General features: G+C 58.9%; 13 protein-coding genes. 7 read left to right on the top strand and 6 right to left on the bottom strand.

All coding sequences use genetic code 11. The features are described from left to right. Positions 1-80: 80 nt before the first annotated feature. Positions 81-707 (bottom strand): ribonuclease D, encoded by a 627-nt coding sequence (locus IM739_RS03315; RefSeq protein ID WP_237370960.1) that lies wholly within the window; start codon positions 705-707, stop codon positions 81-83. Positions 708-1,329: 622 nt separating this feature from the next. Here IM739_RS03315 and IM739_RS03310 point away from each other — a divergent pair. Together IM739_RS03310 and IM739_RS03305 are read left to right on the top strand one after the other, a co-directional pair. Further along, complete coding sequence (locus tag IM739_RS03310; RefSeq protein ID WP_237369817.1) at positions 1,330-2,754, top strand: phosphomannomutase; 1,425 nt, start codon at positions 1,330-1,332, stop codon at positions 2,752-2,754. A gap of 52 nt (positions 2,755-2,806) precedes the next feature. After that, positions 2,807-3,562 carry an SDR family NAD(P)-dependent oxidoreductase gene (locus IM739_RS03305; protein WP_237369816.1) on the top strand — a complete coding sequence of 252 codons (756 nt, stop codon included), beginning with the start codon at positions 2,807-2,809 and terminating at the stop codon, positions 3,560-3,562. A gap of 10 nt (positions 3,563-3,572) precedes the next feature. Here the strand turns inward: IM739_RS03305 and IM739_RS03300 are convergent, their stop codons facing one another. The 3 genes from IM739_RS03300 to IM739_RS03290 are packed head-to-tail and all read right to left on the bottom strand — an operon-like array spanning position 3,573 to position 6,942. Further along, positions 3,573-4,796: an SAM-dependent methyltransferase gene (locus IM739_RS03300; RefSeq protein ID WP_237369815.1), complete on the bottom strand. Its 1,224-nt coding sequence runs from the start codon at positions 4,794-4,796 to the stop codon at positions 3,573-3,575. Next, complete coding sequence (locus tag IM739_RS03295; protein ID WP_237369814.1) at positions 4,793-5,584, bottom strand: DUF1365 domain-containing protein; 792 nt, start codon at positions 5,582-5,584, stop codon at positions 4,793-4,795. Before IM739_RS03295 ends, IM739_RS03300 begins: the two co-directional genes overlap by 4 nt. Then, on the bottom strand, positions 5,581-6,942 hold the full coding sequence (locus tag IM739_RS03290) for an NAD(P)/FAD-dependent oxidoreductase (protein ID WP_237369813.1): 1,362 nt from the start codon (positions 6,940-6,942) through the stop codon (positions 5,581-5,583). Before IM739_RS03290 ends, IM739_RS03295 begins: the two co-directional genes overlap by 4 nt. A 241-nt stretch (positions 6,943-7,183) precedes the next feature. On the opposite strand from IM739_RS03290, the gene IM739_RS03285 reads away from it, so the two are divergent. The 5 genes from IM739_RS03285 to IM739_RS03265 are packed head-to-tail and all read left to right on the top strand — an operon-like array spanning position 7,184 to position 11,546. Further along, positions 7,184-7,753 carry a sigma-70 family RNA polymerase sigma factor gene (locus IM739_RS03285; protein ID WP_237370959.1) on the top strand — a complete coding sequence of 190 codons (570 nt, stop codon included), beginning with the start codon at positions 7,184-7,186 and terminating at the stop codon, positions 7,751-7,753. Then, positions 7,750-8,427: a ChrR family anti-sigma-E factor gene (locus IM739_RS03280; protein ID WP_237369812.1), complete on the top strand. Its 678-nt coding sequence runs from the start codon at positions 7,750-7,752 to the stop codon at positions 8,425-8,427. The genes IM739_RS03285 and IM739_RS03280 overlap by 4 nt, the downstream gene beginning before the upstream one ends. A gap of 44 nt (positions 8,428-8,471) precedes the next feature. Then, positions 8,472-8,873 carry a DUF2177 family protein gene (locus tag IM739_RS03275; RefSeq protein WP_237369811.1) on the top strand — a complete coding sequence of 134 codons (402 nt, stop codon included), beginning with the start codon at positions 8,472-8,474 and terminating at the stop codon, positions 8,871-8,873. 40 nt (positions 8,874-8,913) lie between these two features. Then, on the top strand, positions 8,914-9,927 hold the full coding sequence (locus tag IM739_RS03270) for a ligase-associated DNA damage response exonuclease (RefSeq protein ID WP_442981084.1): 1,014 nt from the start codon (positions 8,914-8,916) through the stop codon (positions 9,925-9,927). Positions 9,928-9,929: 2 nt separating this feature from the next. Next, positions 9,930-11,546, top strand: coding sequence for a cisplatin damage response ATP-dependent DNA ligase (locus tag IM739_RS03265; protein WP_237369810.1), 1,617 nt, complete (start codon positions 9,930-9,932; stop codon positions 11,544-11,546). Positions 11,547-11,554: 8 nt separating this feature from the next. Here the strand turns inward: IM739_RS03265 and glpK are convergent, their stop codons facing one another. Both glpK and IM739_RS03255 read right to left on the bottom strand, forming a co-directional pair. Beyond that, positions 11,555-13,048 carry a glycerol kinase GlpK gene (gene glpK / locus IM739_RS03260; protein ID WP_237369809.1) on the bottom strand — a complete coding sequence of 498 codons (1,494 nt, stop codon included), beginning with the start codon at positions 13,046-13,048 and terminating at the stop codon, positions 11,555-11,557. 79 nt (positions 13,049-13,127) lie between these two features. After that, on the bottom strand, positions 13,128-14,849 hold the full coding sequence (locus IM739_RS03255; RefSeq protein ID WP_237369808.1) for an ABC transporter substrate-binding protein: 1,722 nt from the start codon (positions 14,847-14,849) through the stop codon (positions 13,128-13,130). Between the last annotated feature and the right edge of the window lie 80 nt (positions 14,850-14,929).

Here is a 14,929-nt window from a genome sequence, read left to right as displayed (position 1 = left end):
ATCGAGCAAAGGCGTGGTCGCATCCACCGGGTCGGACGCAGTTTTGACTTAGAAACAGCTGCCGGTCTGAAAGGTCGATATCAGCTATGTGCAAAAATGTCGGTTTCGTCCCAGCCTAGCAGGTCGAGCTTTGCTCGCGTTGGCAAAAACTCGAAGCAGGCCTTAGCGTGGTCCATACGGCCATCTCGGAGCAGACGGGCAATCAGGCGATCGCGCAGCGCATGAAGATAAAGAACATCAGAAGCGGCATATTCAAGTTGAGCCTTGCTCAGTGTCTGGGCGGCCCAATCCGACGACTGCTGCACCTTGGAGATATCGACTTCCAGCATCTCCTTCAGATTGTCCTTCAGGCCGTGGCGATCCGTGTAGGTTCGGCTCAAGCGTGAGGCGATCTTCGTGCAGAATACCGGTGTGGTGGTCACGCCAAAGGTGTGAAATAGGACGGCAATATCGAAACGCCCATAGTGAAAGATCTTCTGGCGGGCAGGATCGGCCAGCATGGCGACGAGATTGGGAGCCTCTTTTTGACCCGCCGCTATGCGAATGATGTCGGCGCTGTCGTCGCCTGACGAAAGCTGCACCAGACAGAGCCGATCACGTCGCGGAACAAGGCCCAGTGTTTCCGTATCGATTGCGATTGCACCGGTGTAGCGCGCGGCATCGTCTGCGGAAATATCACCTTCGTGAAAGCGGATCGTCGGTGCCATTCCTGTCTCTCCGTCAATATATGCTCTGCCCGCTATAGCCGAAAGCAGAAGACTGAACCACCCCGGCCACTCAAGCGTCAGGCGAGAGCCGCACAGAATTGGCGCAAAAGCCCTAAAGTCGGGCATTAATTCGCAAAGAACATGCATCTCCATGCGCCCGGCCGAGTCAGAGCTATCCGTCATTTGCATAGATTTTGACGCCACAGCCTATTACATGTTCAGTTCTACCGATGTTGCCGGCCATCGGGATCATTTTCGAAGATTTTTTCTTCCAATATGAATGCCGTCGAACGAGAAGCGCGCTCCCATCAATCAAAATCAGAACCAGCTATGCAATTTTAGCACTGCTGCGATGCAACAACAACGATTGGCTTTCGAATCCGAGAAGACTATAACAAGAGCATCGAAGCGGCGCACTCCTCCTCCCAGTGCCGCCCGATAGGATCGGCAACTCTCCTCCTCCTCCCGATTGCCGATCAAGTTTAAGAGCCTGGCGCATCCTCCTCCCGCGCCAGGCTCTTTCCATTTCTGCTTCCCCATCGAAAATGACAGGTTTGCTTGAGGCTTCGGCCTGCGGGCTCTATATGCAGTTCTCCATCAGTCTGATGAGCAGGAGAATCGCATGGCAGTGAAGTTTGGAACTAGCGGGTTGCGCGGGCTTTCCTCTGAACTGGTCGGAAGCGTATCGGCCCTCTATGCAACAGCCTTTGCCCGGTTCCTACTGGAAAAGAACCTCGTCGGCACTGGCGGCCGTGTCGTCATCGCAAGGGATTTTCGCCAATCGAGCCCGGAGATTGCGGCAACCGTCATGGCTGCGCTCACCCGTGCGGGACTGACGCCGATCGATTGCGGGACGATCCCGACTCCGGCACTGGCGCTGTATGGCGCAGCGATCAACGCCGGCGGCATTATGATCACCGGATCACACATTCCCGCGGATCGGAACGGCATCAAATTCTATCGGCCGGACGGCGAAATCGACAAGCAGGACGAACAGGCAATCGTCGCACTGGCAACGAGCCTCGCGGATGACGCCGAGGCCAATCGCGTCGAAACAGGCTCCGGCTCCAATCACGAGGCGCAGGCAACGGAACTTTTCCTGGCACGGAACTTCGCAACACTGCCCAGCCAAGCGCTTGCCGGCATGCGTGTGGGCATCTACCAGCACAGCACCGTCGCCCGTGACATGATGGTCAAGGTCTTCGAACATTTCGGCGCAACTGTATTCCCGCTCGGCCGCTCGGAGCAGTTCATCCCGGTCGACACCGAGGCCGTATCGGACCAGACTGTCGCCTTGCTGGCGGAATGGACGGACGAACTGGCGCTCGACACAATCGTTTCGACAGATGGAGACGGCGACCGGCCGCTGGTTTCGGACGAGTGTGGAACGCCCTTGCGCGGCGACCTGCTTGGTCTTGTCTCAGCGCGCTTTCTGAAGGCGGCGGTTGTCGCAACACCGGTAACCTCCAATTCCGGCCTCGAGGCTGACGGACGGTTTACCGTCGTCCGCACGCGTGTCGGATCGCCTTTCGTCATTGCAGCGATGAACGAAGCGCTGGCGGGCGGACAAACAGGCGTTATCGGTTTCGAGGCCAATGGCGGCCTGATGCTGGGTTCGGATTTCGATGTCGGGACGAGCATGCTGAAGGCACTGCCGACACGCGACAGTTTTCTGCCAGCGCTGGCCGTTCTGGCAACGGCAAAGCAGACTGGCCAATCGCTTTCGGCGCTCGCCGCATCGTTCAGCATGCCAATCGCGCTCAGTGACCGGCTGGAGAATTTCGCCGTAGAGCGCAGCGCGGCTTTGATGGCGCATCTGCGCCACTCTCCCGAGAACCTAGCGAATTTTCTTGTGCCATTGGGCGACGTGCAATCGATCAGCGACATCGATGGCTTGCGCGTCACACTCGATGATCAATCGATCGTTCACTTCCGGCCGTCAGGCAACGCACCGGAGATGCGTTGCTATGTCGAGGCGCCCACTGCTGACGCGGCAAAAACGCTGCTGAAGCGCGGACTGGCACTATTGGAAAGCTGGCAGGCCTGAACCGACTGGCCGGTCATGGCGTATTGGTTGCATGACAAACCAAGAGGATGCCATGACCAAGATCGCGTGGATTACCGGTTCAAGCTCCGGCATCGGCCGGGCACTCGTTCTGAGACTGGTGCGCGACGGCTATACCGTCGCCGTCAGCGCCCGTGGCGGTGACGCACTGGCTGATCTGGCCACAAGTGCGCCGCATCATATCCGACCTTTCCCGCTCGATGTCACGGACGGAGCGGCAGTTCAGACTGTTGCAGAGACGATCGAGGCAACCCTCGGCCCTATCGATCTGGCGATCTTTGCCGCTGGCTCCTATACGCGCGACTACGCTGAAGGCTTCAGCAGCGCGCGCACCCGGCAGATGTTCGAGTTGAACGTCCTGGGCACCGCGCAATGCCTCGAGGCGATCATGCCGCGCATGATGAAAAACAGACACGGCCATATTGCCGTTGTCGCTTCGGTGTCGGGCTATGTCGGGCTGCCGGGTGCCGCGAGCTACGGTGCCACAAAGGCGGCGCTCAACGCTTTGTGCGAGGCGCTTTACCCGGAACTGGACAGCCACGGCGTAAAACTGACCATCGTCAATCCCGGTTTTGTCGACACACCCTTGACCCAGAAGAACGATTTTCCCATGCCCTTTCTGGTGTCGGCAGAACAAGCCGCCGACAGCATTGCGAACGGCCTTAACACAAACCGGTTCGAGATCATCTTTCCCTGGAAAATGGCGCTCGCAATCCGGCTGCTCCACGCATTGCCGCATAGGCTGAGATTTGCCATTACCCGCAGAATGTTGCGGCCCCCCGCCTCCTGAACCGGCGCGGTCAATTCAGCGTCGGTTTGTCCAGCCTGAATTGCACGACATCGATGCGCCCCGTGCGGAAACCGACTGCACAATAATGCAGGTAAAGGCGCCACATGCGGTAGAAGCGGCGATCGAAGCCAAGCGGTGCGATCTTTTGCCAATTACCGGTGAAGGCCGCATCCCAAGCCATAAGTGTCCGGTCGTAGTCCTTGCCGAAGCGGAAGCAGTCGGAGACCTGCAATCCCGCATTTTGAGCGTCACAGCCGAACAGGGTAACGGTTGGCAACATGCCACCCGGAAAGATGTATGTCTGGATGAAGTCGGCATTGCGCCGATAACCCTCGAACCGCGCCTCGTCGATGGTAATCGTCTGGATGAGAGCGCAGCCGCCCGGCGCCAGCCGCTCGTGGACTGCCTCGAAATAGACTGGCCAGTTTTCCTCGCCGACGGCCTCGAACATCTCGATGGAAACGATCTTGTCGAACTGCCCCTTACAGTCGCGGTAGTCCTCGAGACGAATATCGACGTGCTCGGCGATGCCGGCCTTCCGCAATCTCTCCTCGGCGAAACGAGCCTGCTCCACAGACAGTGTCAAACCGGTAACGCGACAACCGGTTGTGCGGACCGCATATTCCGCAAATCCTCCCCAACCGCAACCGATCTCCAGAACGTGGTCATCGGCACCGATGCCCAGCTCGCGCACGATACGGGCGTATTTTTCCTCCTGCGCGTCCGCCAGAGAAAGGCTCGACGGCGTGTACAAGGCGGACGAATAGGTCATCGTCCGGTCCAGCCAAAGCCCGTAGAACTGATTGCCGAGGTCGTAGTGGAAGGCGATATTGCGACGGCTGCCCTGTTTGGAATTGCGCCGCAACTTGTGGCGCAGATGTGCCATCCGGCCGAATATCGTCGATGGATGGAGTACCTTTTGAAGGCTTTTTTCGTTCGCCAGTGCCAGTTCCAGCACCGCTCCGATATCCGGACTGTCCAGATCACCGTCGATGAAGGACTGCGCAAAACCCAGCGTGCCGCCCGTCAGGATGCGAAATACCGACTTGGCGTTTCGGACATACAAGACCGCGCTTGGTCCTGCTTCGCCCCCGATCGCAGCATGTTCGCCGCCGCCTTCAAACTGCAGCGTCAAACGGCCCACCGATATCCTGTCGGCCCATCCGCATAAGATCCGCTGCCAGAACGAGCGGGCATTGGTCAAAGTTTGCATTTCCTGCTCGGCATGGCTCATGGCTTGTCTATCCCATTCTGCAGAACGATCGTTGTCGCGATCGGCTGGGCTGCAGCCTTGTGGCGGTACACCGGCGTGCCTTTCAGCCATAGCCGTAGCGCTTCCCAGTGTATGCCTCCCATCACCTTCAGGGTCATCAAGGGGAAGGTTAACAACATGCGCAACAAGCCTGCATCCGACAAGTCCCGACGGTGTCCAGTAAATCCGGCAAACAACAGCGGTCCGTCGACATCGGTTTCGCTGATATTGATCACAACGTCTTCCGACGGCGGCTGGATACTGAAACTATACCGGCAGTCCATGGGAATAAACGGCGAGACATACATCTCCTTGGCGCATTGATGGCGCAAAACCTTGCCGCCTGGCGTTACCGGGATCACATAGGTATGGCGTTCCTTGAAGGTGTTGCTGACCTCGTAGAGAACGGCAGCCAATTCGTCATTGTCTCGATAGCAAAAATACACCGTCAGCGGATTGAATACATAACCCAATATGCGCGGGTAGCAGAGCATACGGACCTTGATGCCACTTGCCTCGACGCCGGCAGCAAGAAGCTGGCTCTCGACCCAGTCACGCAGCCCCCCGGTAATGCCGTCGCCGTGGTCTTCGTCGTGCACCGAATAGATGCCGGCCCTGTTGTGGCCGAAAAGGCGCAAGGACCGGTCAAGCAGCGGCAATTCGTCGAGATCGACCAGCAACGAGAACACGCTATAGCGCAGCTTGTGCTGTTTGGGCCGGTGCCGGACATGCAGCACGTGACCGGCGTAAATCGCTGAGGACATGGTCATTCCGCTGCCTCGAGACGATTGTGGCTGATCACGATCCGGCCGGATTCGTTGGCAACGATCCACGGTCGACGAATGCCCCCGAGCGCTTCGGCGACGGCAAGCCCGGCCTGCAGACCGTCTTCATGGAAGCCGCTGCCGAAATAGGCGCCGCAGAACCAGGTATTGCGTCGCCCCTGCACCTGCCAGAGTTGCCGTTGGGCACGGATGGCCGCTGTATCGAACAGCGGATGTTCGTAGTTGAAGGTCCGGACGATCTTCGCCGGATCGACCTCGCGGCAGGGATTGAGTGTAACGAAGAGTGGATGCGCGGCGTCGAGAGACTGGAGCTTGTTCATCCAGTAGGTGACGCATGGCGCTTCACTGGCCGCATCCCGGCCATCGGCGATGTAGTTCCAGCTCGACCATACCGATTTGCGCCGTGGCATCAGCCGGGCGTCGGAATGAAGCACGGCAAGGTTCGGTGTGTACTGAAAGGCTTCAAGAACACGACGTTCCGAACTATCGGCATCTTCCAGCAGATCGAGGCTCTGATTGGCATGAGTCGCCATCACGACATCGTCGAACTGATCCCGATGGCCACTGACGTCGGTAATTTCGACACCTGCACGACCGCGACGAACTTGGGCAACTGGCGTGGACAGCCTCAGTTCGCCTGAAAAATCTGCCAGAATTCGCTTTACGTATTCCCGGCTTCCACCGTTTACGGTGCGCCAGCGCGGCCGATCTGTCAGCGACAACAAACCGTGGTTGTCGAAGAACCGGATGAAGGCATGCAAAGGGTAAAGCTGCATGTCATGTGCGGTGGTGGACCAGATTGCAGCGCCCATCGGCAGCAGATGGTCTTCGATGAAGGAAGCACTGTAGCTGGCAGATGCCAGGTAGGAACCGAGGCTGACATTCTCAAGTTCCGGGCGCTTCAACAGGCCCGGCGCCTCCCGGTAGAAGCGCATGATGTCAGACAGCATTTTCCAGAAGCGGGGGCTGAAGATGTTGCTGCGCTGGCCAAGCAATCCGAATAGGCCGGAGCCGGAATATTCGAAACTGCCGCCCGACAGCGAGGCCGAAAATGACATGTTCGAAGCCAAAGTCGGAACCTTCAGGTGTTCGAAAAGCTTCACCAGGTTCGGATAATTGCGGTCGTTATAGACAATGAAGCCCGTATCGACCGGGATATTCCTGCCATCGGCTGGTGCAACCACCGTATTGGAGTGGCCGCCGGCACGGGATTCGGTCTCGTACAACACGACATCTGCGCTTTTCGACAGCAACCAGGCGGAGGACAGACCGGAGATTCCTGACCCGATGACCGCGATCCTGCGCTTTCCGCTGGCAACAGGCCTAGAAATATCCGTTTCCATTATCCGCCCTTCAATTCAAAGCCACAAATTTTATCTGCTCCCACTACGGCTGCATGCCGGGAACGGATTGATGGCAGGGAATAAAATCTCATCGGTGATCCGGAAAAGCGGCCTCGCCGTAATGGCTGGCATGATGGTCAACACATTTCCCATATCGGCAGATGCATGCCAGAATGGCCCCGGGCTATTGGTGCGGCAGACTGCCGTGGCGCAGCCTCAAAAGGGGAAGACAAGCGTTTCTATGTCCGATTCTGCAGACGATCTTGCGCAGCGTAATTTTTCGAAACTTCTGGCGGCCGTCGGCCGGGACAGGGACATCGAAGCGTTCGAGGAGATCTTCAGGCACTACAGCCCGAAAATTCGGGCCTACATGGCCAAGCTTGCCCGCGACGGTCAGGCAGCTGAGGAATTGATGCAGGAGACGATGCTGGCTGTCTGGAACAAGGCCGAACAATTCGATCCTTCAAGGGGCAATGTGTCCAGCTGGATCTTTACGATCGCCCGCAATCAGCGCATCGACGCCTTTCGCAAGGAACGGCGACCGACATTCGATCCTACCGACCCGGCCTTCGTACCGGATGACGTACCGCCGGCCGATGTCGAATATGAGGGACGCCAAGAGGCCGATCGCCTCCGGCGCGCCATGGAAACACTTCCACCCGAACAACTCGAACTCCTGAAGATGTCATTTTACAAAGAAGCCTCGCACAGCGCCATTGCCGCCGAACTCGGTTTGCCGATGGGCACCGTCAAATCCCGTATCCGTCTCGCTTTTGCAAAATTGCGAGCAGCACTGGAGCAACGCGCATGACGCTCCAGGTCCAACACCATATCAGCGATGAACTGTTGCTTTCCTATGCCACCGGAGAACTGGCAGAGGGCTGGAGCCTCGCCGTTGCGACTCATCTTGCGCTCTGCCCGAGCTGTCGCAACCGACTTTCATTCATGGAACATGCCGGCGGCGAGATGCTGGAACTGGCGATACCGGAGACGAGCGCCGGGATGCCGGCGAGCAGCTGGGAAGAGATGAAGGCGAAAATATCAGCGGCCGAACCTTTGAAAAGGCCGGATGCCAAGGCTGCGGCTGCTCAAACGGATGCTCCCGTTCTGCCTGAGCCGCTCCGGTCCTATCTCGGCGCTGATGTCGGTCATCTGAAATGGAAGGCGCTCGGACGGGGTGCTTATCACATTCCAATCAAGACGGAGGACGGCCGAACCCAGGTGCGGCTGTTGAAGATCCCGGCAGGAAAACCCGTTCCGGAACATTCGCATGGCGGGCGTGAGCTGACGCTGGTGCTCAAGGGCGCGTTCACCGATGGCGCCAGCGTTTTCAAGAGAGGCGACCTTGAGGAAGCCGATGAAAGCCTGACGCATCAGCCCGTTGCAACTCCGGAAGAAGATTGCATCTGCCTGGCCGTAACCGATGCGCCGCTGAAATTCCAAAGTCGGCTTCTGCGGCTGTTGCAGCCTATCCTCGGAATCTAGCGTCAAACGCACGGTCGCGGCAGACCGAAGAATGGAGAAACACGATGACCTATGTGGTCGCCTATCTGTCGACAACAGTCGTGTTCTTCGGACTCGATTTCCTCTGGCTGACGCGCCTGGCGATAGGCTTCTATCGCCGGAACATAGGAGACCTGATGCTGGCGAGCCCCAATCTTGCCGCAGCAGGTGTCTTTTATCTCATTTATATCGCCGGTATCGTCTATTTTGCCGTTTTGCCTGCCGTCAATGCCACCAGCATCACCACCGCGATCATCAATGGCGCCCTGCTGGGGCTCCTCGCCTACGGCACTTATGACATGACCAATCTGTCGACACTGAAAGGCTGGTCCATCTCGGTCAGCGTGGTCGACATGGCCTGGGGTGTATTTCTTACGGCAACGGCCGCCACCGCAGGCTACCTGGCCGTTTCGCGTTTCGCCGCATAACCGTCTGGCCGGGCGTTGATGCGCGCCCTATCTTGTTGACATGATCAAGCCAGAGCAAGTGCTGCATCCCACCCCCAACGGGCTCTATTGCCCTCCCGGCGACTTTTATGTCGATCCGGTGCGACCGGTCGAGAATGCTCTGGTGACGCATGGACATTCCGATCATGCGCGTTCCGGGCATGATCGCGTCCTGGCGACACGGCAGACACTCGAGATCATGGCTATCCGCTATGGCGAAGACTTTTGCGGCAGCGCCCAGTCGGCGGAGTACGGCGAAACGATCAGCCACAATGGTGTTTCTATGCGCTTTCATCCCGCCGGGCATGTGCTGGGTTCAGCGCAGATCGAGATCGAGCACAATGGCACAAGAATTGTCGTTTCAGGCGATTACAAGCGCTCCCCTGACCCGACATGCGCGGCTTTCGTGCCAGTGCCCTGTGATGTCTTCATTACCGAGGCGACCTTCGGGCTACCTGTCTTCCATCATCCCGACCCCCAGGTTGAGATCCTCAAACTGATCGCCTCGCTCAACCAGTTTCCGGAGCGCAGCCATCTGGTCGGGGCCTATGCGCTGGGCAAGGCACAGCGGGTGATTTCACTCATTCGCCGCGCCGGCTACGAGAAGCCGATCTACATACATGGAGCCCTCACCAAGCTCTGCGACTATTATCGCGCAGAAGGCATCGACCTGGGTGATCTTCGGCCGGCAACCACCGTGCAGACAAAATCCGGTGCCTTCAAAGGGGCGGTCGTCGTTGGACCGCCATCGGCATTCAACGACCGCTGGGCACGCCGCTTCGAAGATCCTCTGTCAATTTTTGCGTCCGGCTGGATGATGGTTCGGCAACGCGCCAAGCAACGCGGCGTCGAGCTGCCGCTGGTAATCTCCGACCATTGCGACTGGCCGGAGCTGATCTCAACGATCACGGATATTGCGCCGCAGCAGGTCTGGGTCACGCATGGTCGTGAAGAGGCACTGGTGCGCTGGTGCGAGCTTGCCGGCATCAAGGCACGCCCGTTGCATCTTGTGGGCTACGAAGACGAAGGAGACTGAGGATGAAGGCATTCGCAGTCCTGCTTGATCGCCTGGTCCTGACGCCGAGCCGCAATGGCAAGCTGAAGCTGCTGCAGGACTATTTCAGAGTGACACCCGATCCAGACCGCGGATATGCGCTGGCCGCACTCACCGACAATCTCGATATCGGCGGCGTCAAGCCGGCATTGCTCAAGGAACTCGTGCTCGAGCGCATGGACGAGGTGCTGTTCCGCTACTCATACGACTATGTCGGCGATCTGGCCGAGACGATTTCCCTGGTCTGGGAGCCATCATGCGAGGTTCAGCCACCCGAGGGTGCAGAGTTGCAGCTTTCGCGCATCATCGAAAGACTGCAACAACTAGGACGGAGCGAGACCCGCAGCGTGATGCGTCAACTGCTCGACACCTTGGGATCGTCCGAACGCTTCGCGCTGATCAAACTCGTCACGGGAGGTTTGCGCATCGGTGTGTCGGCACGCCTCGCCAAGCAGGCATTGGCGAATTTCGGTGACAAGGATGTCGGCGACATCGAAGGCCTGTGGCACGGGTTGACGCCGCCATATTTGCCGCTGTTCGACTGGCTGGAAGACCGCAGCGAAAAACCCGTACTGGCGACGCCTGCCATTTTCCACTCGGTCATGCTGTCGACCCCCATCGAGGACCGCGATCTTGAGGTGCTCGACCCATCGGATTTTGCCGCCGAATGGAAATGGGACGGTATTCGCGTGCAGCTTTCCTGCTCCGACGGGCGAAACCGTCTCTATTCCCGGTCCGGCGACGATATCTCGGGCGCCTTCCCGGACATTGTTGAAGCGGCACGGTTCGATGGCGTGATCGACGGCGAACTGCTGGTCGGCGGAACCTCGCGCAGCAATGCGCCGGTCCGGACATTTTCGGATCTCCAGCAAAGGCTGAACCGCAAGACGGTGACCGCTCGGATGATGGAGGATTATCCCGTCTTCATCCGCGCCTATGACATTCTGTTCGAGGGAAGCGAGGACGTTCGCGGCGAGGTCTTTCCTGTGCGGCGAGAAAGGCTTGGCAGGCTTATTGAGGCGCAGGAGGCAACCCGTTTCGACCTCTCGCCGCTGGTTCCGTTCTCAAGCTGGGAGGAGCTGGAGCGGTTGCGGTCTTTACCGCCCGATCCGGTCATCGAAGGCGTGATGCTAAAGCGCCATGACAGCGTCTACCAGGCCGGCCGCGCCAAGGGACCATGGTTCAAGTGGAAGCGCGATCCGATGAATGCGGATGCGGTGTTGATGTATGCGCAGCGCGGGCATGGCAAGCGTTCGAGCTATTATTCGGATTTCACCTTTGGCGTCTGGACTGCCGTTCCCGGCGAAGGCGATGTTCTGGTGCCTGTCGGCAAGGCCTATTTCGGTTTTACCGACCAGGAACTCGAAGTGCTCGATCGCTTCGTGCGCAACAACACCGTCGATCGCTTCGGCCCGGTGCGGGCGCTCAGGGCTGAAGCAGAACATGGTTTTGTCGTGGAAGTGGCCTTTGAAGGCATCGCCCGCTCCAATCGGCACAAGTCGGGCGTCGCCATGCGCTTCCCGCGCATTGCACGCCTGCGGCAGGACAAGCTGCCGAAGGATGCAGACCGACTGGAGACCCTTGTCGCGATGATCGCTTAGACTTGAACCTATCGCTTGGTCAGGCAGCGACTGACGCAGTCCTGCCAGCCGGCAATCGCTTGCTGTCTTTCGGAGGATTGCATCTGGGGTTCGAAGCGGCGATTGCGTTTCCAGGTCGCGGCAAAACCAGCCTGATCCGGCCAGAGACCGGCACGCGAGCCCGCAAGCCAGGCTGCACCCAGCACAGTGGTCTCCAGGATCATCGGACGGTCGACGGGCGCGTCGAGAATGTCGGCGAGGCGCTGCATCGTCCAGTCGGAAGCAACCATGCCGCCGTCAACGCGCAGGACCGTCTGATCGCTGGCGCCGGACCAATCCTTCTTCATCGCCTCCAGCAGATCATTGGTCTGATAGGCCACGCTTTCCAGCACGGCGCGGGCAAATTCGGCAGGCCCTGAACTGCGGGTCAACCCGAAGATCGCGCCGCGCGCATCCGCATCCCAATGTGGCGCACCGAGGCCGGTAAAGGCCGGCACGAGATAGACGCGCTGATTGGGGTCGGCGCGCATGGCCAGCGCATCGGTATCGGACGCGACTTTGACGAAGCCCAGTTCGTCGCGAAGCCACTGCACGGCAGCACCGGCGATGAAGATCGAGCCCTCCAGGGCGTAGGTGGTTTTGCCGTTCATGCGGTAGGCGATCGTGGTCAGCAGGCGATTGGACGAGGTGACGCGATCCGAGCCGGTGTTCAGCAGCGCAAAACAGCCCGTTCCATACGTCGATTTCATCATGCCAGGTTCAAAGCAGGCATTGCCGATGACGGCTGCCTGCTGGTCGCCGGCAACGCCGAGGATAGGGATGGCCGCGCCGAGAACGGAGATTTCGGTGATGCCGAAGTCGTCAGCGCAGTCCTTGACCTCCGGAAGCATCGCCCGCGGGATCTCGAGGATCTGCAGCAACTCGTCGTCGAATTGATTTTCGCTGATGTCAAAGATCAATGTGCGCGAGGCGTTGGTCGCATCCGTTGCGTGGACCTTGCCACCGGTCAGCTTGTAGATGAGCCAGCTATCGACCGTGCCGAAGCAGAGTTGGCCTTCTTCTGCCCGCGCCTTCAGGCCGTCGACATTCTTGAGCAGCCAGGAGAGCTTGGTGCCGGAAAAATACGGATCGAGCAGCAGGCCGGTCTTCTGCGTGAAAAGCGGCTCCAGGCCCCTCGCCTTCAGTTCATCACAAAAACGGGCCGTTCGGCGATCCTGCCAGACGATCGCACGATGCACGGGCATGCCGGTTTCGCGGTCCCAGACGACGACGGTCTCGCGCTGATTGGTGATTCCGATCGCGGTCACATCGCCGATCTTGATGTCGGCTGCGGTAACCGCCCGGTCTACGGTCTTCAGGACGCTTTGCCAGATCTCGTCTGCATCATGTTCGACCCAGCCGGAATCGGGGAAATGCTGGGTGAATTCCTGCTGCGCGACACCGACAATCTGCATGTCTTTGTCAAAGATCATCGAACGCGTCGACGTTGTTCCCTGGTCGATCGCCAGAATGTAACCGCTCATCAGGTCTCAAGCTCCCTCATAGAAGAAGCCGGGGCGTAAGAAGCGCCCCGGCAATTGTCAATTCGGCATATCTGCCGGCTTACTTCTGCCAGCTCTTGACGAGTTCGTCATAGTTGACGGTGATCGGCTTTTCCTTTTCGTTCTCGACCTTCAGCTGCGGCGCAAGGTTGCCCTTGGCAACAGCATCGGCATTCCACTCTTCGAGGGTCTTTTCCTCGGCAAGCTTCGGACCGATGTCGCCCTGAACGCCTGCGCGTTCCAGGCGCTGCATGACCTTCTCCTGCTCGGCGCACAAGGAGTCCATGGCTTCCTGTGCCGACTTGGCACCCGAAGACGCATCACCGATCGCCTGCCACCACAGCTGAGCCAGCTTCGGATAGTCCGGAACGTTGGTGCCGGTCGGCGACCACTGGACACGGGCCGGAGAACGGTAGAACTCGATCAGACCACCAAGTTTCGGCGCGCGGTCGGTGAAGCTCTGGTGCTGGATCGTCGACTCACGGGTCAGCGTCAGGCCGACATGGCTCTTCTTGACGTCAACGGTCTTTGAGGTGACGAACTGGGCGTAGAGCCAGGCTGCCTTGGCGCGGTCGTCCGGCGTGGACTTCATCAGCGTCCAGGAACCCACGTCCTGATAGCCGAGCTTCATGCCGTCCTTCCAGTAGACGCCATGCGGGCTTGGGGCAAAACGCCACTTCGGCGTGCCGTCGGCATTGACCACCGGCAGGCCGTCCTTGACCATGTCCGCGGTGAAGGCGGTGTACATGAACATCTGCTGGGCAATTTCGCCCTGGGCCGGGACCGGACCGGATTCAGAGAAGGTCATGCCGGCAGCGGATGCAGGCGCGTAGGCCTTCAGCCAATCAAGGTACTTCTGGATGGCATAGACTGAAGCCGGACCGTTGGTATCGCCACCACGAGCGACGCACGAGCCGACCGGACGGGAATTCTCATCGACCTTGATGCCCCATTCGTCGACCGGAAGGCCGTTCGGCAGACCCTTGTCGCCATTGCCGGCCATCGACAGCCAGGCATCCGTGAAGCGCCAGCCGAGTGACGGATCCTTCTTGCCATAGTCCATGTGACCATAGACCTTCTTGCCGTCGACTTCGCGACCGGTGAAGAACTCGGCAATATCCTCGTAGGCAGACCAATTGACCGGAACGCCAAGGTCGTAGCCATACTTCGCCTTGAAGTCGGCCTTGTTCTTGTCGTCGTTGAACCAGTCATAGCGGAACCAGTAGAGGTTCGCGAACTGCTGGTCGGGCAGCTGGTAAAGATTGCCGTCAGGCGAGGTGGTGAATTTCAAACCGATGAAATCGTTGAGGTCGAGACCTGGATTGGTCACATCCTTGCCGGCATTGGCCATCCAGTCGGTCAGCGAGCGAGCCTGCTGATAGCGCCAATGCGTGCCGATCAGGTCGGAGTCGTTGACATAGGCGTCATAGATGTTCTCACCCGACTGCATCTGTGTCTGCAGTTTTTCGACGACATCGCCTTCGCCGATCAGGTCATGGGTGATCTTGATGCCGGTGATCGCGGTGAAGGCCGGCGCCAGAACCTTGGATTCGTATTCATGCGTCGTGATGGTTTCGGAGACCACCTTGATATCCATGCCGGCAAACGGTTTTGCCGCATCGATGAACCATTGCATTTCCGCTTCCTGGGCGGCGCGGTCGAGCGTCGACATGTCGCCGACTTCCTTGTCCAGGAACTGTTTTGCTTCGTCCATACCGGCATAAGCCGAGCCGGTCATTGCCAGCAGCACAGCTGCCGTCGTCGTCATAAGGTGCCGTCGCATAGTCATCCTCCCTAAGGTTGCGATTGCAGTGACTTCCAAGTCGATAGAATGGCGACCTCCCGCCGCCATTCGCCTTTTCT

This window comes from Rhizobium sp. SL42, assembly GCF_021729845.1.
Classification (GTDB): domain Bacteria; phylum Pseudomonadota; class Alphaproteobacteria; order Rhizobiales; family Rhizobiaceae; genus Allorhizobium.
Note: the sequence above shows the minus strand (reverse complement) of the source record. Positions and strands in the feature narration are given on the sequence as shown.

Bases quoted from the DNA above. Each gene is read 5' to 3' on its own strand.
- IM739_RS03290 (WP_237369813.1), bottom strand. From the start codon at position 6,942: ATGGAAACGGATATTTCTAGGCCTGTTGCCAGCGGAAAGCGCAGGATC.
- glpK (WP_237369809.1), bottom strand. From the start codon at position 13,048: ATGAGCGGTTACATTCTGGCGATCGACCAGGGAACAACGTCGACGCGT.
- IM739_RS03295 (WP_237369814.1), bottom strand. From the start codon at position 5,584: ATGACCATGTCCTCAGCGATTTACGCCGGTCACGTGCTGCATGTCCGG.
- IM739_RS03265 (WP_237369810.1), top strand. From the start codon at position 9,930: ATGAAGGCATTCGCAGTCCTGCTTGATCGCCTGGTCCTGACGCCGAGC.
- IM739_RS03280 (WP_237369812.1), top strand. From the start codon at position 7,750: ATGACGCTCCAGGTCCAACACCATATCAGCGATGAACTGTTGCTTTCC.
- IM739_RS03275 (WP_237369811.1), top strand. From the start codon at position 8,472: ATGACCTATGTGGTCGCCTATCTGTCGACAACAGTCGTGTTCTTCGGA.
- IM739_RS03285 (WP_237370959.1), top strand. From the start codon at position 7,184: ATGTCCGATTCTGCAGACGATCTTGCGCAGCGTAATTTTTCGAAACTT.
- IM739_RS03315 (WP_237370960.1), bottom strand. From the start codon at position 707: ATGGCACCGACGATCCGCTTTCACGAAGGTGATATTTCCGCAGACGAT.
- IM739_RS03255 (WP_237369808.1), bottom strand. From the start codon at position 14,849: ATGCGACGGCACCTTATGACGACGACGGCAGCTGTGCTGCTGGCAATG.
- IM739_RS03270 (WP_442981084.1), top strand. From the start codon at position 8,914: ATGATCAAGCCAGAGCAAGTGCTGCATCCCACCCCCAACGGGCTCTAT.
- IM739_RS03300 (WP_237369815.1), bottom strand. From the start codon at position 4,796: ATGAGCCATGCCGAGCAGGAAATGCAAACTTTGACCAATGCCCGCTCG.
- IM739_RS03310 (WP_237369817.1), top strand. From the start codon at position 1,330: ATGGCAGTGAAGTTTGGAACTAGCGGGTTGCGCGGGCTTTCCTCTGAA.
- IM739_RS03305 (WP_237369816.1), top strand. From the start codon at position 2,807: ATGACCAAGATCGCGTGGATTACCGGTTCAAGCTCCGGCATCGGCCGG.